Raw genomic sequence first — 20131 nt, 5'->3', positions numbered from 1 at the left:
CGCAGGCGTAAGCACCGTGATGCGTCGGCACGTTCACATGCCAGCGTGTTCTCGCGTTCGCACCGGCGCGTGAAGTCAGCGCCCCAGCCGCTCCACGAGTGCGGGCACGTCCGCGAACGTGTCCACGACGTGGTCCGGGGTGCCGTCGGCCGCCGCGCGGGTCTCCGGCCGGTACTTGCCCGTCCTGACCAACACCCCGGTGATGCCGTGGCCCTGGGCGGCCAGCACATCCGTGTCGATGTCGTCGCCGGCCATCAGCACCCCTGCCGGCTCGGCGCCGAGGTGGGCCAGGGCGGTGGCGAAGAAGGCGCCGGACGGCTTGCCCGTGACGACGGCTTCGGTCCCCGCCGCCCGCTCCAGGCCGAGCAGGAAGGCCCCGGTGTCGAGGTCGAGCCCGTCGGGCACGGCTCCCCCGGCGTCCTCCTCCTCGACCAGGTCCACGCCCGGCAGGTCATCGCGTACGTCACCGGCGCTGATCAGCGGGCACCGCGCCTCCGGATGGTGCTCGCGCAGGTGGGCTGCGGTGACGGCGGGCGCGGTGCGGATGTCGTCGGGGCCGACGGGGAAGCCCGCGTCCGCGAGCCGCCGGGCGATACGGGCACGCGTCCGGGAGGTGGTGTTGGTGACCAGCGCCAGGGGGACGTCCGCGGCACGCAGCCGCTCCATGGCCTCGACGGCGCCGGGCAGCGGCTCCCAGGACACCGTGAGCACGCCGTCGATGTCGATCAGTACCGCGCCGATCCGCCCCGTAGGACCGACCGTCCCCGACTTGCCGAACCAGCGCACATGGGATTGTTTCGAAGGTGGGGGTGTGTGTGCGTTCCGCTCTTCCCCCGTTGGAGGTGAACCACCGTGCTGTTCACCGACCGCACGGATGCCGGGCGACGGCTCGCCGCGGCACTGCGCCACCTGGAGCCGCGCGACCCGGTCGTCCTGGGGCTGCCGCGCGGCGGCGTCCCGGTGGCCTACGAGGTGGCGCGGGAGCTCGGCGCCCCGCTCGATGTGATCGTCGTCCGCAAGCTCGGGGTGCCGTCCCACCCGGAGCTGGGGTTCGGCGCCATCGGCGAGGACGGGGTCCGGGTCATCAGCGAGGAGATCGTCCGCCACGCCGGTGTACGCGCGGACGACGTGGTGTCCGTGGAGCGCACCGAGGAGGCCGAGCTGCTGCGGCGGGCGCATGTGTACCGCGAGGGGCGGCCCCGCCTGCCCCTGGAGGGGCGCGCCGTCGTCGTGGTGGACGACGGGGTCGCCACCGGGGCGACCGCGCGGGCGGCCTGCCAGGTGGTCCGGGCGCAGGGCGCCTCCTATGTCGCCCTGGCGGTGCCGGTCGCCTCGCCGGATGTGGCCGCCCGGCTCGCCGACGACGTGGACGAGGTGGTGTGCCTCTCCACGCCGAGCCTGTTCTCCGCCGTGGGCGAGTGGTACCGGGACTTCTCCCAGACCTCCGACGAGGAGGTCGTCTCCCTGCTGGGGCGGGCCGCGCAAGGCACCGTCACGACCGAGGAGGTCGAGGTGGACGCGGGCGGGGTGCCTCTCGCCGGGGATCTCACCCTCCCTCCGGACGCGGGGGCGGTGGTGGTGTTCGCCCACGGTTCGGGCAGCAGCCGCAACAGCCCGCGCAACCGTTCCGTGGCCGTCGCCCTCAACCGCGCCGGCCTCGGCACACTGCTCTTCGACCTGCTCACGCCCGGCGAGGAGGTCTACCGCGCCAACGTCTTCGACATCGGGCTGCTGGCCGGGCGGCTGGCGGACACCACGCGCTGGCTGCGGAACCGGGTCGCCCTCCCGGTCGGCGCCTTCGGGGCGAGCACGGGGGCGGCGGCCGCGCTGCGGGCCGCCGCCGCGTCGGACTCGGTCATCGGCGCCGTGGTCTCCCGCGGTGGGCGTCCCGACCTCGCCGGGGCCGATCTGTCCCTGGTGCGGGCGCCGACCCTGCTCGTCGTGGGCGGCGCCGACACCACGGTGATCGACCTGAACCGTCAGGCGCAGCTGGCACTGCACTGCGAGAACCGGCTGGAGGTCGTCCCGGACGCCACGCATCTGTTCGAGGAGCCTGGCGCCCTGGACCGGGTCGCGGACCTCGCCCGGGACTGGTTCACCGCGCACCTCTCCCCGTAACGGCCCGAATTCCGGAGCGGCCCGAATTCCGGAGCGGCGGGGATCCCGGAGCGGCGGGGATCCCGGGCGGCCATTCCACCGGCGCGCGGGCCGGCGCCCGGTCCCGGGCCGGGCGGGGCTCGTCGTCCTCCTCGGACCGGACCATCCGGCCGCGCCCGGTCTCACGCCGGGGCGGTGAACCGGCCCCTCCGGCGCATCCGCGCGCACGGGCTGATGCGTCATCACGTCATGAATCGATTCAAAAACGGCGAAGATAGTGGCCCCCGCGGAGACTGTCAAGGGCGCCCACGCATTCCCCGCATTCAGGTCCGTACATCGCAGCCCTTCCTGGAACTCTTCGCCATCAACCCATTGACTGCGCCCGCAATCCCCGTTTAGCTTCCGAGCAACCTCATTGAAACCTTTCACGGCGAGTGGAGCGGCAGTCCCACCGCTGAGGAGCTCCCATGAAGCAGTCCGCCCCGGACCCGGCCCCGGTCCTGGCCCTGAAGGGCGTGAGCAAGTCCTTCGGTGCCGTACGGGCCCTGCAGGACGTGTCCCTGCAGCTGTTCCCCGGCGAGGCCCACGCACTCGCCGGTGAGAACGGCGCCGGCAAGTCGACTCTGATCAAGGCCCTCGCAGGAGTGCACCGCCCGGACAGCGGCGAGGTACTCCTCGACGGCCGACCCGTCGTCTTCCACGGCCCGGCGGACGCGCGCGACGCCGGCATCGCCGTCATCTACCAGGAGCCGACGCTCTTCCCCGACCTGTCCATCGCCGAGAACATCTTCATGGGCCGTCAGCCCCGGCGGTCCCTGGGCCGGATCGACCGCAGGGCCGTGCACGAGACCACGGCCACGCTGATGCGCAGGCTCGGGGTCGATCTGGCGCCGGACCGGCCCGCCCGCGGACTGTCGATCGCCGACCAGCAGATCGTCGAGATCGCGAAGGCGCTCTCCTTCGACGCCCGCGTCCTGATCATGGACGAGCCGACCGCCGCCCTGACCGGCAGCGAGACCGCCCGGCTCTTCTCCGTCGTCCGGGCGTTGCGGGCCGAGGGCGCGGCGGTGCTGTTCATCTCGCACCGCCTGGGGGAGATCTTCGAGCTGTGCCAGCGCGTCACGACCCTGCGCGACGGCCGGTGGATCTCCTCCGAGCCGCTGGAGGGGCTCACCGAGGACGACCTGGTGCGCAGGATGGTCGGCCGTGATCTCGACGCCCTCTACCCCAAGCAGGTCGCCGAGGTCGGCGAGGTCGCCCTGTCGGTGCGCCGACTGACCCGCGAGGGCGTCTTCCGCGACGTCTCCTTCGACGTCCGCCGCGGCGAGATCGTCGCGCTCGCCGGGCTCGTCGGTGCCGGGCGCACCGAGGTCGCCCAGGCGGTCTTCGGCGTCGACCGCGCCGACGCGGGCGAGGTGAAGGTCGCGGGCACGGTCCTGCGCCCTGGTTCGCCGACCGCCGCGATGGACGCCGGGCTGGCGCTCGTACCCGAGGACCGGCGCCAGCGGGGGCTGGTCATGGATATGTCGATCGAGCGCAACATCGGCCTCACCGGCCTGGGCGAGGTCCGCAAGCGCGGGCTCGTCAGCCGGGCGCTGGAACACGACCGGGCCGCCGACTGGGCGGTGCGCCTCCAGCTGAAGTACAACCGGCTGGCCGACACCGTGGGCGTGCTGTCCGGCGGCAACCAGCAGAAGGTCGTCCTGGCCAAGTGGCTGGCGACGGACCCCGCCGTCCTGATCGTCGACGAGCCGACCCGCGGGATCGACGTCGGCACCAAGGCGGAGGTCCACCGACTGCTCTCCTCGCTCGCGGCGGACGGCCTCGCCGTCCTGATGATCTCCTCCGACCTCCCCGAGGTCATCGGCATGGCCGACCGGGTCCTCGTGATGCACGAGGGCCGGCTCGTCGCCGAGATCCCCCGCGAGAGCGCCACCGAGGAGTCGGTCATGGCCGCGGCCACCGGACGCGACGAGAGGGCAGCGGCATGACCACCACCATCGAGAGCCCCCCGGGCGCCGCGAAGGCTCCGGAGCGCAGCGCCTCCTCGCTCATGGACGCGGTCTTCCGGGCGCGCGAGATCTCCATCGCCGGGGCGCTGGTCCTGCTGATCCTCGGCACCTACCTCGCCAACCCGCGCTTCCTGTCCGACCAGGGCATCAAGGACCTGCTGCTCAACGCGTCGATCCTGGTGCTGCTCGCGGTCGGCCAGTCCGCCGTCGTGATCACGCGCAACATCGACCTGTCCGTCGGCTCCGTCGTCGGTCTCTCCGCCTTCGCCTGCGGCAGGTTCGTCGCGGGGAGCGACCACGGTGTGCTGACGGTGATGCTGCTCGGCATCGCCATCGGCGTCGTCTGCGGGCTGGTATCGGGCGCGCTCGTCAGCTTCGCCAGGGTCCCCGCGCTCGTCGTCACGCTGGGCATGCTCTACGTCATCCAGGGCGTCGACTACTGGTGGGCCAAGGGCGAGCAGATCAGCGCATCCGACGTGCCGGACGCCGTCCTGGGGCTCGGCAGCGGCAGCCTGCTCGGCATCCCGTACCTGCCGCTCATCGCCGTCGTCCTGCTCGCGGCGACCGCCTACTTCCTGCGCGGCTACCGCTCGGGACGTGAGCTCTACGCCATCGGGTCGAGCCCCGAGGCGGCCCGGCTCGCCGGTATCCCGATCCGCCGCCGGGTGCTCGCCGCGTACGCCTTCTCCGGGGCCGTGGCGGGCTTCGCCGGTGCGCTGTGGCTGGCCCGCTTCGGCACGGTCGTCGCGGACAACGCGCACGGCTGGGAGCTGACCGTCGTCAGCGCCGTCGTCGTGGGCGGCGTCGCGATCACCGGCGGCACGGGCACGGTCTGGGGCGCCGCGCTCGGCGCCCTGCTGCTCACCACCATCGGCAGCGTCCTGGTCGTGCTGAAGGTGGACTCCTTCTGGCAGGGCGCGATCACCGGTGCCCTCCTGCTGCTGGCCATCAGCGTCGACCGGATCGTGAACCTGCGGATGACCGCCGCACTGAGGAAGAGGAACGCCCGTCATGACCACGGCGCCTGACACGAAACCGGCCTCCTCCCCGCGGGCCGCCAAGAACGCCTCTCCGGTGCGCAGTCTGGCGCTGCGCTGGGACACGGCGGTCGGTGTGCTGCTGGTGGCGGTCCTCGTCGTCGGGCTGGGCAGCACGGAGGGTTTCGGCTCGACCGAGAACCTCGCGTTCGCCTTCAACGACATCGCCGAGGTCGCCCTCATCGCCCTGCCGATGACGCTTCTGGTCGTCGCCGGGCAGGTCGACCTGTCGGTGGCCTCCATGCTGGGCCTGGGCAGCGCCCTGACGGGCGCGCTGTGGGAGGCCGGGTGGGCCTTCGAGTCGATCGTGCCGGTGGTGCTCCTGGTGGGCGTCGCGGGCGGTCTCCTCAACGGCTGGCTGGTCACCAGGGTGGGTCTGCCTTCCCTGGCCGTGACGATCGGCACCCTGGCGCTCTACCGTGGCCTGGCCTCGGTGGCGCTCGGCAGCGACGCGGTGACGGACTTTCCCCGGGTGTACGCGGACTGGGCCGTCGACACCACGACCGTCCCCGGGACCTTCCTCACCTATCCGGTGCTGCTCTTCGTCGTCCTGGCCGCCGTCACCGCGGTGGTGCTGCACGCCACCGGGTTCGGCCGTTCCCTCTTCGCGATCGGCGCCCAGGAGGAGGCCGCCTACTTCGCGGGCATCCGGGTCAAGCGGATCAAGCTGCTGCTCTTCGTCGTGACCGGGCTGTTCTCCGCCTTCGCCGGCATCGTCTTCACCCTCAGGTACGGAAGTGCCCGCGCGGACAACGGACTCGGCTTCGAGATGCTCGTCATCGCCTCCGTCCTGCTCGGCGGCATCGACTTCGACGGCGGGAAGGGCACGCTCTTCGGCGCGGTCGCCGGTGTCCTGCTGATCGGTCTGCTGAAGAACCTGCTCACGCTCAACGACATCGCCAACGAGGTGCAGGTCATCGTGACCGGGCTGCTGCTCGTGGCGTCCGTCCTGACCCCGCGGGTCATCGCCACCGTCGTCGAACGACGGCACAGGCGGGCCGCGAACACCCCCGCATCCCAGCAGTAGTCCCCGTCCCACCTCCCCTTCCCCGAAAGGCACACGCCGCCATGATGCTCCGCAATGCCGCTGGGCGCCGCGCCGTCGCGACCGCAGCCACCGCCGTCTCCCTCGCCCTGGCCCTCACCGCCTGTTCCGGCACCACGAAGGACAGCGCGGAGAGCGGCGGCGCGAAGGCCGGCAGCTCCGCGAAGGCCGACCCGGACGCGCCGCTGAAGAAGGGGCTGAAGCTCGGCTTCCTGCCCAAGCAGATCAACAACCCGTACGAGAAGATCGTCGACGAGGCGGGTATAGCGGCGGCGAAGGAGTACGGCGGCACGGGCAAGGAGGTCGGCCCGTCCGACGCGAACGCCTCCTCGCAGGTCTCCTACATCAACACCCTGATCCAGCAGCGCCAGGACGCCATCCTCATCGCGGCGAACGACCCGAACGCGGTGTGCGGCCCGCTCAAGCAGGCGATGAAGAAGGACATCAAGGTCGTCGCCTACGACTCGGACACGGCGAAGGACTGCCGCCAGCTCTTCATCAACCAGGCGAGCTCCGAGGAGATCGGCCGCAGCCTGGTCCAGCACCTCGGCGAGCAGATCGGCTACAAGGGCAAGGTCGCGATCCTGTCGGCCACCCAGAACGCGACGAACCAGAACACCTGGATCGAGTACATGAAGGAGGAGCTGAAGCTCCCCGAGTACAAGGACATGCAGCTGGTCAAGGTCGCCTACGGCGACGACGCGGACCAGAAGTCCTTCCAGCAGACGCAGGGCCTCATGCAGGCCTATCCCGACCTCAAGGGCATCATCTCCCCCACGACGGTCGGCATCGCCGCGGCGGCGCGCTACCTGAGCGACTCCTCGTACAAGGGCAAGGTCGTGCTCAACGGGCTGGGCACGCCGAACCAGATGCGCAAGTACGTCAAGGACGGCACCGTCGAGCAGTTCTCGCTCTGGAACCCGCAGGAGCTGGGCTACCTCGGGTCGTACGCGGCCGCCGCGCTGGCGTCGGGGCAGATCACGGGCGCGGAGGGCGAGAAGTTCGAGGCGGGCAAGCTCGGCGAGTACACGATCGGCAAGGACGGCGAGGTCATCCTCGGCGAGCCGACGGTCTTCGACTCCAAGAACATCGACACCTTCGACTTCTGATCAGGGGGACCCGCTCCGTGCAGCGCGTCTGCTTTCTGCTGAAGGTCCGTGAGGACCGCAAGGACGAGTACCGCGAGCGCCATGCCGCCGTGTGGCCGGACATGCTGGCCGCGCTGTCGGAGGCGGGCTGGCACAACTACTCGCTGTTCCTGCGCGAGGACGGCCTGCTGGTCGGCTATCTGGAGACGGAGGACTTCGACGCGGCCCGGGAGGCGATGGCGGCGACGGACGTCAACGCCCGGTGGCAGCGGGAGATGGGCGAGTTCTTCGAGCGGTCGGAGGCCGCCGACGAGGCGATGGTCCCGCTGACCGAGGTGTTCCACCTGGCCTGAGCGGGTGCCCGGGAGGACGTGGCGGGAACAGAACGGGCCCGGCGGCGGAACGATCCGCTGCCGGGCCCGTCGGCCGTCTCAGCCGAGCTCACCCTCGCCCCCGTCGCCCGGCGGTTCGTCGCCGGCTCCGTTCCTGATCCGGTCGGCCTGTTCGATGGCCGTCGCGAGCTTCGCCACCGAGCTGTCCTCGGTGGAGGCCGCCAGCTTCCGTGCCCGGGAGGCGAGGGTGCCGAGCGCGGGGGTGCCAGGGAGGTCGCCGCCGCGCAGAGTGTCCGCGAAGTACGCGGCCACGGCCGTCACCTGGAGCCGCGCACCGGCGCCGTCCCAGAGCTTCCCGCCGATCGCGCCCGTCTCCACGGACCCGGTCTCCTCGTGGGCCTTCCGCGTCTTCGGGTCCAGCCAGCGCACCGTCGCCGTCGCCACGTGTCCGGAGGCGCCCTCGCGGAGCCGCACGGCGTAGAGCGCGGTCACCGTGTGACCGGGGCCGACCTCGCCGCCGTCGACGCTGTCATCGCGGAAGTCCTCGTCGGCGACCTTGCGGTCCTCGTAGCCGATCAGCCGGAACTGCTTGACCGTCTTGCGGTCGAACTCCACCTGGGCCTTGGCGTCCCGGGCGCGCAGTTCGACGTGGGCGGGCAACTGGTCGACGAAGACCTTCCTCGCCTGGGCCTCGTCGGCGATGTAGGTGGTGTTGCCGTCGCCCTTGTCGGTGAGGCGTTCCATCAGCGCGTCGCCGTAGTCGCTGCCGACCCCGACGCCGAACAGGGTGATGCCGTACTCCTCGCGGGCGTCACCGATGCGTTCCAGGATCGCGTCGGCGTCCGTCTCACCGGTGTTGGCGAGAGCGTCGGAGAGCAGGACGACACGGTTGGTGGCGCCCTCGCGGTGGCCCTTGACCGCTTCGCGGTAGCCCACCTCGACGCCGGCCGCCACATGGGTGGAGTCGGCGGGTTCCATCTCCTCGATGGCGTCCCTGATCTTGGTGCGGTTGCCCTGGAGACGGGTCATCGGCAGCCGGGTCTCGGCCTGGCCGCTGAAGGTCACCAGGGAGACGGAGTCGTCGTCGCGCAGCTCGTCGGCGAGGATGGTGAGCGAGGTCTTCGCCAGGTCGAGGCGGCCGGGTTCGGCCATCGATCCGGAGGTGTCGACGACGAAGGTGAGTGCGGCGGGAGGGCGTTCACCGGTGTCGGAGGCCGTTCTGGTGGCGAGTCCGACGCGTACGAGTGACCAGTCGGCTGCTGCCCCCGCGCCGGGCCGGGCGCCGTCGACGTTCACGGAGAAGCCGTTGCCCTCGGGCTGCTCGTAGCCCTGGCGGAAGCTGTTGACGAACTCCTCCGGGCGCACCGTGTCGGCCGCGGGCAGCCGCCCGTCGCCCAGGGTGCGGCGGGCGTATCCGTAACTGGCGGTGTCCACGTCGAGCGCGAAGGTCGACAGGTAGTCCGGCGCCACGTCCTCCCGGGCCGTGCCCTGCTCCGCCTCGCTTCCCCGGCCCTCCCGCTGGCCGGGTGCGGCGGACGGGGCGCCGGGGGCGGGCTGCCTGCCCCCGGCCGGCCCGCCCTTGCCGGTGCTGCGGTCGGCCGATGTCGCGGAGCCGTCACCCGACGCGGCGCATCCCGTGATCAGGACACCGCCCAGCAGCAGAGCCAGCGCGCCCCGATAGGTCCTCGTCCTGCGTTCCATTCGTACCCCCCACGTCGTCGACATCTGTGAATGTGACGTGTGAGGGGGCCGGGCGGAGTCGTCAGAAGCGTTGCGGAAGCGTCTCGATGGTGCAACGAGGGGCGCTGACGTGGCGGAACGTCAAGGTCAGGACACGATGTCCTTACGACTGAACCCCCGGAATGCCAGAGCGAACAGGATCAGGGCATAGGCCACCGATACGGCCGCGCCCTTGGCCATCCCTCCCCATTCGAGATCGGGCTGGAGGGCGTCGGCCCAGGCGAACTGCCAGTGCGCAGGGAGGAATTCACGCCAGCTCCCGAGCGCGGTGACCGCGTCCAGGACGTTGCCGACGATGGTGAGCCCGACCGCGCCGCCCACCGCGCCCAGCGGTGCGTCCGTCTTCGTCGACAGCCAGAACGCCAGTCCGGCGGTGACGAGCTGGGAGACGAAGACGAAGGCGACGACGAGAGCGAGGCGCGGCACGGTGTCGGACGTGGCGAGCGCACCCCCGGTGGGCAGCTTCAGCGGCCCCCAGCCGTACGCGGCGGCTCCCGCGCCCAGAGCGACGAGCGGCAGGAGCACCATCGCGGCGAGGCTGAACCCGAGCGCCACGACGAGCTTGCTCCACAGCAGCCTGGACCGGGGCACCGGGGCCGCGAGCAGGTAGCGCAGCGAGGACCAGCTCGCCTCGGAGGCCACGGTGTCACCGCAGAACAGCGCCACCGGCACCACGAGCAGGAAGCCGGCGGAGACGAACAGGCAGGTCGCCGCGAAGTTGGCCGCCGACTCCGTCGCCACGTCCATGAGGTTGATCCGCGAACCGCCTCCGCCGCCACCCCCTTCACCGCCGCCGGGGGTGCCGCCCACGGCGAAGGCGATGATCAGGATGAAGGGCAGGGCCGCCAGCACCCCGCCCATCAGGAGGGTGCGCCTCCTGCGCAGCTGCCTCATCGCCTCCACGCGGAGCGGCAGGGTGCGGCGGGCCTGGTATCCGGGGGCTTCGGCGAGGGCCTGGATCTCTGTCGAGGAGCTCATGCGGATCCTTGGGAGATGAGGGTGAGGAAGGCGTCCTCCAGGCGGCGGTGCGGCCCGACGCCCGTCACCGGCACGTCGAGGCGCACCAGTTCGGAGACCAGCTGGGCGGCGGTGGCACCGTCGAGGCGGACCAGCAGGCCGTGGCCGTCGTCCGTGCGGACGGCGGAGCCGATGCCCGGGAGCGCGGCCACCTTCTCCACGACCGGTTCGGCGACCTCGCCGGCGGTGGTGACGAGCAGCATGTCGCCGGAGCCGGTGATCTCGCCGACGGGGCCGGCCTGGACGAGCTGCCCGCGGTCCATGACCACGAGGTGGGTGCAGGACTGTTCGACCTCGGAGAGGAGGTGGCTGGAGACGATCACGGTCCGGCCGCCGGCCGCGTAGCGGATCATCACGTCGCGCATCTCGCGGATCTGGGGCGGGTCCAGCCCGTTGGTCGGTTCGTCGAGGATGAGGAGGTCCGGCATGCCGAGCATGGCCTGGGCGATGGCGAGGCGCTGACGCATGCCCTGGGAGTAGGTGCGCACGGCGCGGGCGAGGGCATCGCCGAGTCCGGCGATCTCCAGGGCCTCGTCGATGTGGGCGTCCCCGGCGGGGCGCCCGGTGGCCTGCCAGTACAGCTCCAGGTTGGAGCGGCCCGACAGGTGCGGGAGGAAGCCGGCGCCCTCGACGAAGGACCCCACGCGGGACAGCACGGGTGCCCCGGGGCGGATCGCGTGCCCGAAGACGCGGATCTCACCGGCGTCGGGGGTGATGAGCCCCATGAGCATGCGCAGGGTGGTGGTCTTGCCCGCGCCGTTCGGTCCGAGGAGTCCGAGGACCTGCCCCTTCTCGACGCGGAATCCGAGGTCCCGCACGGCGTACCGGTCGGCGGACTTCGCGTACTTCTTGGACAGGTCCGTGATCTGCAGCGGCACCTCGGTCAGGGCCGGGTCGGGGACGGGTGTCGCGGTGCGCCGGCGCGCGGTGAGCAGGAGCGCGGCGGCGATGACGAGCGCGGCGGCGGGGAGGCCCCAGGTCCACCAGGGAAGCGTGGCGGCCGCGGTCTTCACGTCGGGCGCGGTGGGCACGCTCAGCGGCCCGTCGAGGGAGACGGTGTACGTCGCGGGTTCGGCCGGCGACGCGTAGGCGAGGTCGGTGGCGGAGAGCACGAGGCGGAGCCGGTGCCCGGCCTCGACCTCGTGGTCGACGGCGGGCAGGGCCAGCTCGACGGGCCTGCCCTGCTCCTCGGGTGTGATCCGGTAGGGGGAGACGAGCTGGGAGGGCAGCACCTGCTGCTTCCCGTCCGGCGACACGTCGTAGACCTTGCCGAACAGCACCGCGTCGCCCTGGTCGGCCTTCACGCTCACGCGGACCGTGGGTGATCCGGTGACGCGGACGGTGTTCTTCAGCGGGGCCGATTCGAAGCGCGCGTACTGCCCGGGGAAGTCGAGGGAGAGCCCGACTCCGAGCGAGGACAGCTGGGAGAGCCCGCCCCCGATGCCGGGGACGGCGGAGACGGAGGGCGGGTTGGCCCCGGCGGGGTTGCGGAAGGTCTGCGTCAGGCCGTCGGCGGGTGCGCTCCGGCCCCCGCCGCCCTGTCCGCCGGTCGTGGGGGCCTCCTGGGAGGAGTCCTGCCCGCCGGGTGTCATGCCGGGCTGCCCCGCACCGGACTGCTGACCGGCGCCCGTCAGGGCGATCTTCCGGCTGCCGCTGGTGAGCCCGGGGTAGGTGGCGCTGCTCGCGCCGCGCTTCAGGGCGGCACCGTCGGTGGAGTCGACGCCTCCGGTCCGGGTCACACGGAATCCCGGCCCGGTGTCGGCGCCCCTGTCCTCCTTCAGATACCGGTCGAACCAGTCGCCGACCCGGCCCTGGACACGGTCGCCCTCGTCGTCACCGCCGTCGTGGCCGCCGGCGATCCAGTCGACGGAGACGGGAGCGCCGTTGGCCTTGACGGCCTTGGCCATGGCGTCGGAGTTGCTCAGCGGGAAGAGCGAGTCGCTCTGTCCCTGGACGATCAGTGCGGGTGCGTCGATGCGGTCGGCCACGGCCTCGGGGGAACGTTCCGTCAGGAGTTTCCGCGCGGCGGCGTCCGGCTTGCCGCTGACCGCGACCCGCTCGTACATCTCGCAGAGCTGCTTCGAGAACCGCTCGCAGCCGCCGCCGGAGCTGACGAAGATCCCGGCCCAGAGCTTCTTGAACACCCCGTCCGGGAAGAGCGCGTCGGCGAGGTTCCAGTAGCTGATCACCGGGGCGATGGCGTCGACCCGGTCGTCGTACCCGGCGGCGAGCAGCGAGATCGCGCCGCCGTAGGAGGCCCCGGTGACTCCGACGCGCGGGTCGCCCTTCGCGTCGAGCTCCACCTCGGGGCGCTCGGCCAGCCAGTCGATGAGGCCGGAGACGTCCTTGACCTCGGCGTCGGGGGCGTTGAGCGTGATCTCCCCGGTCGTCCGCCCGAAGCCCCGGGCGGACCAGGTCATGACGGCGTACCCGTCGGCGGCCAGCTTCTCGGCCTGGGCACGCACGTCGTTCTTGCTGCCGCCGAAGCCGTGGCCGATGAGGACGGCCGGCCGGCGTTCCGAGCCCCCGGTGGTGAAGTAGGAGGTGTCGACCGACACCCCGTTCATCTTCATCATCCGGTCCTGCCGGTGCACGGACGGCTTGCTGTCGTCGGCGGCGGCGGTCCAGGTACCGGCACCCACGAGCACGGCGAGGGCGGCGACGACCGCGGCCCACCGGCCTGGGGTGCGGGGCAGCCGGTGCCGCCACCGGGAAGTCGGTTTCTCCATGACTCGACCCTAAGGGGCTCGCGCCCGGCTCCCGGATACCGCCAGGGTGAGGTGTCCCGCATCCCTGAGAGGTACGTCATGACCACCCCGTACTCCGGACGCGGTACACCCGCCTCACGAAAGGCCCGTACATGGACATCCGCCCCGCCACGACCACAGCCGAGCTACTCGCCGCCGCCCACCTCTACGACGCGGAGCCACGCCCCGAGTGGGCGGCCCGATTCCTGGCGGCGGGCGGCCATCTGATGCTGATCGCGTACGTGGACGGCGCCCCGGCGGGCTTCGTCTCGGGCATCGAGATGCTCCACCCGGACAAGGGAACGGAGATGTGCCTGTACGAGCTCTCCGTCGACAAGCGGCACCGCCGCCGGGGCGTCGGGCGTGCGCTGACGGAGGGTCTGCTCGCCGAGGCCCGGGCGCGCGGCTGCTACGACGTGTGGGTGGGCGTGGACCGCGGCAACGAGGCGGCGCTCGCCACCTACCGCTCGGCGGGCGCGGCGGACGACGGGGTGTTCGCCATGCTGACCTGGGAGTTCACCACCGGCCGCTGAACAGCCGACGCCGCTCCGGCCCTAGGCGAGACCGCCGTCGCACTGCAGCAGCCGGCCGTTGATCAAGCCGCCTTCCGCCGGGCCGAGGAAGGTGACCGGATGCGCGCAGTCCTGGGGCATCTTGAGGCGCCCCAGGGGTGTGTGCCGGGCCAGGTCCAGCACCAGGGAAGCCGCGATCCCCGCAGCCCGTCCGGCCCCCGTGACCAGGGCCGTCGGGCGGGACCCGGCGCTCACCGGCCCGCCGGTACGGGCAGGGGCGCCCCGAGGCCGGCGAGCGGGGTCTCCGCCGGGAGCAGCCGGGCCGCGCCTTCCGTGTCCCCGGCCCTGACGAGGCCGTGGATCTCGTGGGCGAGCGGAGTGACGTCCCTGAGGGACACGGTCCACTCGTCGGCGTACCGCCGTGCCGCCTCGCCGCTCAGCCCGAGCTGGAGGGAGCGGTACGGCAGCGGGTTCAGGTGAAGGTCGCGCTCAGGGTCCCACTGGACGCGGGTGGGGCTGCGGCGCAGGTCACGCTGCCAGGTGGCCCGGTCGGGGTGCACTCCCCTGACGTAGTGCGAGAGTTCGGCGCCCTCCAGGGCCCAGGCGAAGCCCTCGCGGGTGATCTCCACGGCCAGCACGGTCTCCTGGCCTTCCTTCGTGCCCCATCCGCAGCGATACATCATCCACAGGAAGCTCGGCTTGATCCACGTCATCCGGTCGCGCTTCCAGGCGGACGGGAAACGCCCGTCCCGTGCGGCGGGCAGCCCGATGGCCGGCCGGTACGCCTGGTAGACGGTGACGGTGGTGTCCGTGTGCAGGGCGCGTATCTCGTGTTGCGGTGCGGTCATGGAGCTCAGGATGACGGGGGTGCCGCGCGCCCGGCCACGGGTTTTCCGTTCCGTTTCTCTCGCAGGCCCCTTCGGGGGTGCGCCCCTCCAGGGGGCGCCCCACCCTGCCTAAGGGGTGCCGTTGGCGCCGAACGTCCAGAGGGCGCGGCTGCCAGGACCGACCGTGAGAGCCGACCGGCCGAGCCGCTCCACGTGCCGGTCCGTCACGGGACGGTTGAGTGACATCCCGACCCGCCGCAACCCCGCCTGTTCGCGCGGGACGACGTCGAACCGCATCGTGATGCCGCCGCGCTCCGCGACGACGCCACCACCTGCCACGGTCCTGACGGCGAAGCCGCCGGCCCGCAGCAGCGGAACGGTGTCGGCCAGGTCGCCCTCGGTGACCGCGAGGCGGACGGAGGTCACGTCCCGCATCAGGTGGTCGCGGTAGTCGTCGGAGAGGTAGCGCTCCCGGCCGACGTCACCGGGGCTGCTCGCCGGCTCGGTGTTGCTGCGGGGATCGGCGAAGTACTCCGGCCGGTACTCCATCGCCCAGGCTCCGAAGGCGTCGTACGCGGTGGTGGTGAGGACGGCGTCGAACCACGGCACGGGCACGCCGTCTCCGAAGTCCCGGGTCTGGAGGAACTCGACGGGGTCGGCGACACCTTCCTCCTCCAGCCGCTCGGTGACCGTCGACAGGTCTCCCGCGCGTTCGGTCGACAGGCCCAGCCCGGCGGAGCCCAGGGTGCCGTCCTGGCCAGCCAGGTCACCGACTCCGAACAGTTCCAGATAGGTCTCGCGCCCCATCAGATAGCGGCCTGTCCAGGTCTGTCCGTCGGCGCCGGTCGTGGTGCGGACCTGGAAGTTGGCGAACTCCCGCAGGTAGTCGGAGTGTTCGATGGCGTCGGCGGTCTCCCGGTCGAGGACTCCGTAGGAGTGGTTGAAGAAGAGCGACTGCCGGTCGTGCGAGGACGGCCTCCCCTCCGCCCCCGCGGTCCCCGCACCTCCCCCGATCGCTCCGGCGAAAGCCAGAGCGATCACGATGATCGTCCGCAATGTCCGGTGAATCAGCATGCGAGGAATCGTAGGACGGTGAGGACGCGGCTGCTGTTCGTTGTGCCTGGGGCCGAAGTACTTGACACAGGGCCGGCTACGGACGGCGCGGCGGAGCGCCGCCGCGAGGACACCGAGGCGACGCAGCGCCTTGGCCCCCTCGGCCAGGACCGCGACCACGCCGAGCCGGTGGACGAGGCGCCGGCCGGCGGTGGCGGTGGCCCGATCCCAGCATCCCGGACGCCCGCGGCCCCTGTCCTCTCGCGAGAGGACAGGGGCCGCGGGAGGGGAAGGGCCGGGTCAGTGGTTGCGGGGGAAGCCGAGGTCCACGCCCGCCGGGGCGTCGGCCGGGTCGGGCCAGCGGGTGGTGACGACCTTGCCGCGCGTGTAGAAGTGCACACCGTCGTTGCCGTAGATGTGGTGGTCGCCGAAGAGGGAGTCCTTCCAGCCACCGAAGGAGTGGTAGCCGACCGGCACCGGGATGGGGACGTTGACGCCGACCATGCCGGCCTCGATCTCCAGCTGGAAGCGGCGGGCGGCGCCGCCGTCACGCGTGAAGATCGCGGTGCCGTTGCCGAACGGCGAGGCGTTCATCAGGGCGACGCCGTCCTCGTACGTCTCGACGCGCAGGACGCACAGGACCGGGCCGAAGATCTCGTCGCGGTAGGCGTCGGAGTCGGTGGAGACGTTGTCCAGGAGGGACAGGCCGATCCAGTGGCCGTCCTCGAAGCCCTCGACCGTGTGGCCGGTGCCGTCCAGGACGACGTCGGCGCCCTGCGCGGCCGCCCCGGTGACGTAGGAGGCGACCTTGTCGCGGTGGGCGGCGGTGATCAGCGGGCCCATCTCGGAGGCGGGGTCGTTGCCGGGGCCGATCTTGATCTTCTCGGCGCGCTCGCGGATCTTCGCCACCAGTTCGTCGGCGACGGAACGCACCGCGACGACGGCGGAGATGGCCATGCAGCGCTCGCCTGCGGAGCCGTACGCGGCGGAGACCGCGGCGTCGGCCGCCGCGTCCAGGTCGGCGTCCGGGAGGACCAGCATGTGGTTCTTCGCGCCGCCGAGCGCCTGGACGCGCTTGCCGTTCGCGGTGGCCGTCGCGTGGATGTGGCGGGCGATGGGGGTGGAGCCGACGAAGGAGACGGCCGCGACGTCGGGGTGCGCGAGGAGCGCGTCCACGGCGACCTTGTCACCGTGCAGGACGTTCAGCACGCCGTCGGGGAGGCCCGCCTCGGAGGCCAGTTCGGCCAGCAGGTTGGCGGCCGAGGGGTCCTTCTCGCTGGGCTTGAGGACGAAGGTGTTCCCGCACGCGATGGCGAGGGGGAACATCCACATCGGCACCATGGCCGGGAAGTTGAACGGCGTGATGCCGGCGACGACCCCGAGGGACTGGCGGATCGAGGAGACGTCGACCCGGCTGGAGACCTCGGTCGACAGCTCACCCTTGAGCTGGGTGGTGATGCCGCAGGCCAGCTCGACGATCTCCAGGCCGCGGGCGACCTCGCCCAGCGCGTCGGAGTGCACCTTGCCGTGCTCGGCGGTGATCAGCGCGGCGATCTCGTCACGGTGGGAGTCGAGCAGGGCGCGGTAGCGGAAGAGGACGGCGGTGCGGGCGGAGAGCGAGGAGGTGCCCCACGTCTCGTACGCGGTCCTCGCGGCGGAGACCGCGGCGTCGACCTCCTCGACGGAGGCGAGTGCCACCTGGGTGGTCACGGCGCCGGTGGCCGGGTCGGTGACCGGTCCGTGGTTGCCCGACGTGCCCTCGACGGTCTTGCCACCGATCCAGTGGTTGACGGTCTTCATTGACGGGGTCTCCTTCACAGGTGGCGGCGTCGGGCTGCGATCTGCCGGTCGTACTCTTTCCTCGCCTCGACCGCTGACGTGCGGGTCGCGGTTTCGGCTACGGGAACATCCCACCACGCCTGTGCGGGAGGGGGGCCCGACACTGTGTCTGCCGTTTCGGTCTCGACGTAGACACAAGTGGGGCGGTCGGCGCCCCGGGCCTCGGCGAGGGCCCCGCGCAGCTCACCCACCGTGCCGGCCCGCAGGACGTGCATGCCGAGCGAGGCGGCGTTGGCCGCGAGGTCGACGGGAAGCGGGGCGCCCGTGAAGGCCCCGTCCTCGGTGCGGTGGCGGTAGGCGGTGCCGAGGCGCTCGGCCCCGACGGACTCGGAGAGACCGCCGATGGACGCGTATCCGTGGTTCTGCAGGATGACGAGCTTGATCGGCAGGCCCTCCTGGACGGCGGTGACGATCTCGGTGGGGTTCATCAGATAGGTGCCGTCGCCGACGAGTGCCCAGACCGGCCGGTCCGGTGCGGCGAGCTGGACCCCGAGGGCGGCGGGGATCTCGTATCCCATGCAGGAGTAGCCGTACTCGACGTGGTACTGGCGCGGGGAGCGGGCGCGCCACAGCTTGTGGAGGTCGCCGGGGAGGGAGCCCGCCGCGTTGATCACGATGTCCTCGTCGGTGACCTGCTCGTCCAGCAGCCCGAGGACCTGCGCCTGGGTGGGGCGGGCGTCCGGGTCGGGGGTGGCGTACGCGGCGTCGACGCGCCGCTCCCAGCTCTCCTTGGCCTCGGTGTACGCGCTCTCGTAGGCGGGGTCGACGTGGTGCCCCTGTGTGCGGAGGGCCTCGCCGAGCGCTTCGAGTGCGGTGCGGGCGTCCGCGACGAGGGGGAGGGCGGCGAGCTTGTGGGCGTCGAAGCCGGTGATGTTGAGGTTGAGGAAGCGGACGGCCGGGTCGGCGAAGAGAGTGCCGGAGGCCGTCGTGAAGTCGGTGTAGCGGGTGCCGACCCCGATCACCAGGTCCGCCTCGCGGGCGAGCGCGTCGGCCGTGGCGGTGCCGGTGTGGCCGATGCCGCCCACGTCGGCGGGGTGGTCATGGCGCAGCGAGCCCTTGCCGGCCTGGGTGGAGGCGACGGGGATGCGGGTGGCTGCGGCGAAGGCGGCGAGGGTCTCCTCGGCCCCGCTGTGGTGGACACCGCCGCCCGCGACGATCAGGGGACGGCGTGCGCTGCGCACCACGCGGACGGCCTGGTCGAGTTCGTCACGATCGGGGGCCGGCCTGCGTACGTGCCAGACGCGCGTCGCGAAGAACTCCGCCGGCCAGTCGTACGCCTCGGCCTGGACGTCCTGCGGCAGGGCGAGGGTGACGGCCCCGGTGGCCGCCGGGTCGGCGAGGGTGCGCATGGCCTGGAGAGCGGCCGGGATCAGGGCCTCGGGTCGGGTGATCCGGTCGAAGTAGCGGGAGACGGGGCGCAGGCAGTCGTTGACCGAAACGTCGCCCGCGTGGGGCACTTCGACCTGCTGGAGGACCGGGTCGGCGGGGCGGGCCGCGAAGGTGTCGCCGGGGAGGAGCAGCACGGGCAGGTGGTTCACGGTGGCGAGCGCGGCACCGGTGACGAGGTTGGTGGCGCCGGGGCCGATGGAGGTGGTGACGGCGTGGGCGGAGAGCCGGCCGGACTGACGGGCGTAACCGACGGCGGCGTGCACCATGGCCTGTTCGCTGCGGCCCTGGAGGTAGGGCATCGCGGGGCCGGCCTGGACGAGCGCCTGCCCGATCCCGGCGACGTTGCCGTGGCCGAAGATGCCCCAGGTGGCGTCGATCAGGCGGTGGCGCCGGCCGTCGCGTTCGGTGTACTGGCGGGCGAGGAAGGCGATCAGGGCCTGGGCGGTGGTGAGCCTGCGGGTCTTCCGCGCGGGGGCGGGCGCGGTGCGCGGTGTGGTCACGAGGCGCCCTCCGGGCCGGGGAGCGGGAGGCGTGGGTCGACGGGCCGGCCGGGCCAGGTGTCGCGGATCCAGCGGTGGTCGGGATGGTCGCGGATCAGCCACTCGCGCTCCTCGCCGGGGCCCGCCATCACGTTCAGGTAGTACAGGGTGCGGTCGGGCGGGGCGATGGACGGTCCGTGCCAGCCGTCGGGGATGAGGACCGCGTCGCCGGTGGCGACCTCGGCGAGGACGTCCGTACCGCCGGGGCGGGAGGGTGACACCCGGTGGTAGCCGAGGCCGTCGCCCTCGACCTCGAAGTAGTAGATCTCCTCCAGGACGGACTCGGTGCCGGGGTGGTGCTCGTCGTGCTTGTGCGGCGGGTAGGAGGACCAGTTCCCGCCGGGGGTGAGGACCTCGACGGCGATGAGCCGGTCACACTCGAACGTGTCGGCGGCGGCGAAGTTGTTCACCTGCCGGGAGCAGGTGCCGGCGCCGCGGAGCTCGACCGGTACCTCCGGCGCGGGGCCGTAGCGAGCGGGGAGTCGTCGCTCGCACTTCGCTCCTGCCAGGGCGAAGCGGCCTCCTGCGCCGGAGGCGATCTGTGCGCGTGCGTCGCGTGGGACATAGGCGAAGTCGGTCACTGCGCCGAACACGTTCTTCCTGCCCAGCAGTTCAAAGATCTCACCTGCCGCCTGCACCGTACAGCCACCGGACAACGGCAGGATGATCCATTCGCTCTCTCCGGTTACCAGGGTATGAACTCCGCCCGGTTCGAGCTCCAGGACGCGCAGGCTCGACCGCTCCCACCCGGCCCGTCCGGGGTCGATGTCGAGGGCGTAGGGGCCACGTGACGCGTGGCCGGCCCGGAGGTGGTGCCTCGGCTGCTCGTCGGTCGTCGTCATGGCTCCATCCCTACC

17 protein-coding genes are annotated in these 20131 nt (G+C 72.0%); 7 read left to right on the top strand and 10 right to left on the bottom strand.

Annotated features, from left to right (window positions below; all coding sequences use genetic code 11):
- Nucleotides 1-75: 75 nt before the first annotated feature.
- Nucleotides 76-786, bottom strand: a complete 711-nt coding sequence (locus B9S57_RS11705) for an HAD hydrolase-like protein (protein ID WP_258036367.1) — start codon at nt 784-786, stop codon at nt 76-78.
- A 66-nt stretch (nt 787-852) separates the two neighbouring features.
- Between B9S57_RS11705 and B9S57_RS11700 the strand changes: the two genes are divergently transcribed.
- From B9S57_RS11700 to B9S57_RS11675, 6 genes are all read left to right on the top strand, one after another.
- On the top strand, nt 853-2118 hold the full coding sequence (locus B9S57_RS11700) for a phosphoribosyltransferase family protein (RefSeq protein WP_103515486.1): 1266 nt from the start codon (nt 853-855) through the stop codon (nt 2116-2118).
- A 446-nt stretch (nt 2119-2564) separates the two neighbouring features.
- Nucleotides 2565-4088, top strand: a complete 1524-nt coding sequence (locus tag B9S57_RS11695) for a sugar ABC transporter ATP-binding protein (RefSeq protein ID WP_103515485.1) — start codon at nt 2565-2567, stop codon at nt 4086-4088.
- The gene (locus B9S57_RS11690; protein ID WP_103515484.1) at nt 4085-5137 is read left to right on the top strand and encodes an ABC transporter permease; all 1053 of its coding nucleotides are present in this window, start codon (nt 4085-4087) and stop codon (nt 5135-5137) included. Before B9S57_RS11695 ends, B9S57_RS11690 begins: the two co-directional genes overlap by 4 nt.
- On the top strand, nt 5121-6173 hold the full coding sequence (locus B9S57_RS11685) for an ABC transporter permease (protein ID WP_103515483.1): 1053 nt from the start codon (nt 5121-5123) through the stop codon (nt 6171-6173). Before B9S57_RS11690 ends, B9S57_RS11685 begins: the two co-directional genes overlap by 17 nt.
- A gap of 41 nt (nt 6174-6214) precedes the next feature.
- Nucleotides 6215-7300 (top strand): rhamnose ABC transporter substrate-binding protein, encoded by a 1086-nt coding sequence (gene rhaS, locus B9S57_RS11680; protein WP_103515482.1) that lies wholly within the window; start codon nt 6215-6217, stop codon nt 7298-7300.
- Between the two features lie 17 nt (nt 7301-7317).
- Nucleotides 7318-7632: an L-rhamnose mutarotase gene (locus B9S57_RS11675; RefSeq protein WP_103515481.1), complete on the top strand. Its 315-nt coding sequence runs from the start codon at nt 7318-7320 to the stop codon at nt 7630-7632.
- 78 nt (nt 7633-7710) lie between these two features.
- Here B9S57_RS11675 and B9S57_RS11670 read toward each other — a convergent pair whose 3' ends face one another.
- The 3 genes from B9S57_RS11670 to B9S57_RS11660 form a co-directional block, all read right to left on the bottom strand.
- Entirely contained in the window at nt 7711-9312 is a 1602-nt protein-coding gene (locus B9S57_RS11670; protein ID WP_103515480.1) for a von Willebrand factor type A domain-containing protein, read from the bottom strand.
- Nucleotides 9313-9438: 126 nt separating this feature from the next.
- Entirely contained in the window at nt 9439-10329 is an 891-nt protein-coding gene (locus B9S57_RS11665; RefSeq protein WP_103515479.1) for an ABC transporter permease, read from the bottom strand.
- A complete protein-coding gene (locus B9S57_RS11660) occupies nt 10326-13097 on the bottom strand; it encodes an alpha/beta fold hydrolase (RefSeq protein WP_103515478.1) in 2772 nt (923 codons plus the stop codon). The genes B9S57_RS11665 and B9S57_RS11660 overlap by 4 nt, the downstream gene beginning before the upstream one ends.
- Before the next feature lie 131 nt (nt 13098-13228).
- Here B9S57_RS11660 and B9S57_RS11655 point away from each other — a divergent pair, with 131 nt between their 5' ends.
- Nucleotides 13229-13648 carry a GNAT family N-acetyltransferase gene (locus tag B9S57_RS11655; protein WP_103515477.1) on the top strand — a complete coding sequence of 140 codons (420 nt, stop codon included), beginning with the start codon at nt 13229-13231 and terminating at the stop codon, nt 13646-13648.
- A gap of 21 nt (nt 13649-13669) precedes the next feature.
- Here the strand turns inward: B9S57_RS11655 and B9S57_RS11650 are convergent, their stop codons facing one another.
- From B9S57_RS11650 to iolB, 6 genes are all read right to left on the bottom strand, one after another.
- A complete protein-coding gene (locus B9S57_RS11650) occupies nt 13670-13882 on the bottom strand; it encodes a hypothetical protein (RefSeq protein WP_103515476.1) in 213 nt (70 codons plus the stop codon).
- Nucleotides 13879-14475, bottom strand: coding sequence for a DUF4291 domain-containing protein (locus tag B9S57_RS11645; protein WP_103515475.1), 597 nt, complete (start codon nt 14473-14475; stop codon nt 13879-13881). Before B9S57_RS11645 ends, B9S57_RS11650 begins: the two co-directional genes overlap by 4 nt.
- 108 nt (nt 14476-14583) lie before the next feature.
- The gene (locus B9S57_RS11640) at nt 14584-15528 is read right to left on the bottom strand and encodes a DUF5829 family protein (RefSeq protein ID WP_103515474.1); all 945 of its coding nucleotides are present in this window, start codon (nt 15526-15528) and stop codon (nt 14584-14586) included.
- Nucleotides 15529-15807: 279 nt separating this feature from the next.
- Nucleotides 15808-17307 (bottom strand): CoA-acylating methylmalonate-semialdehyde dehydrogenase, encoded by a 1500-nt coding sequence (locus B9S57_RS11635; protein WP_103515473.1) that lies wholly within the window; start codon nt 17305-17307, stop codon nt 15808-15810.
- 14 nt (nt 17308-17321) lie between these two features.
- Nucleotides 17322-19235: a 3D-(3,5/4)-trihydroxycyclohexane-1,2-dione acylhydrolase (decyclizing) gene (iolD, locus tag B9S57_RS11630; protein ID WP_103515472.1), complete on the bottom strand. Its 1914-nt coding sequence runs from the start codon at nt 19233-19235 to the stop codon at nt 17322-17324.
- Nucleotides 19232-20116 carry a 5-deoxy-glucuronate isomerase gene (iolB, locus tag B9S57_RS11625; RefSeq protein ID WP_103515471.1) on the bottom strand — a complete coding sequence of 295 codons (885 nt, stop codon included), beginning with the start codon at nt 20114-20116 and terminating at the stop codon, nt 19232-19234. The genes iolD and iolB overlap by 4 nt, the downstream gene beginning before the upstream one ends.
- Between the last annotated feature and the right edge of the window lie 15 nt (nt 20117-20131).

This window comes from Streptomyces sp. SM10, assembly GCF_002910915.1.
Lineage (GTDB): Bacteria > Actinomycetota > Actinomycetes > Streptomycetales > Streptomycetaceae > Streptomyces.
Note: the sequence above shows the minus strand (reverse complement) of the source record. Positions and strands in the feature narration are given on the sequence as shown.